A 694-nucleotide genomic window follows, 5' to 3' on the forward strand; every position below is an offset into this window, starting at 1 on the left:
CGCACAAAGCCGTTCATTCGTCTGCTTCATGGGCGTTTTCCTGCTCTGCGGCAGACTGCAAGATTCCCAGCAGACCATTCCGCAGCTGTTCCAGTGCCTCCGGCGTGGCTCCTTCCATGCCCGAAACACTGTCCAACATTGCATCCGTCAACTGCTCTGCCGTAATCGTTGGGTGTTGCACATCCTGCCCTTTGGTCAATTCGGTGAACATTTTCTCTGCCGCTTTCTTGCTCATGGCTTCCTGTTCGGCGTAATGGCTCCCGATACCCTTTTTGATTTCCTTGACCGCCGCCATGAAGTACATCTCAATGTCATCAAGGTCGCCTTGATACACTGGCTTTCTCCGAAGGCTGATGTCCTTTGCGGCTTTAGCTGCTGCCGGGGTTTTGACCTTTGTGCGCAGCAGGGTGCTCAATGTCGTGAGCATGGCATTCTGTGCCGCAATGCCGGACGCAAACGTATCATCAAAATACTGTGCTATACGGTAAGTAAGCTCTGCAAAGCGGGCGTTTTCCAGCAGCAAGTTGACTACCTCTGTATTGACGCGCCCTGTGTAGAGGTTCTTTGCTGCTTCTACGGACAAGCCCAGTTCGGCAATGTCGTAGTTTTTGCGATCAGGGATATTTGTTTCTCCCAGCAGAAAATCCGTGGACACGTTGAACAGCCTTGCGATCTTCAGCACCTGCTCATGGGT

Annotated in this window: 1 protein-coding gene; it reads right to left on the minus strand. The window is 52.4% G+C overall.

All coding sequences use genetic code 11. The annotated features are described in order from the left end of the window. Positions 1–13: 13 nt before the first annotated feature. Positions 14–694: XRE family transcriptional regulator (locus DXB44_RS14095; protein ID WP_118659087.1), on the minus strand; the 681-nt coding region annotated here is incomplete at its 5' end.

The sequence above is a fragment of the Faecalibacterium sp. OM04-11BH genome, assembly GCF_003482185.1.
GTDB lineage: Bacteria > Bacillota > Clostridia > Oscillospirales > Ruminococcaceae > Faecalibacterium > Faecalibacterium tardum.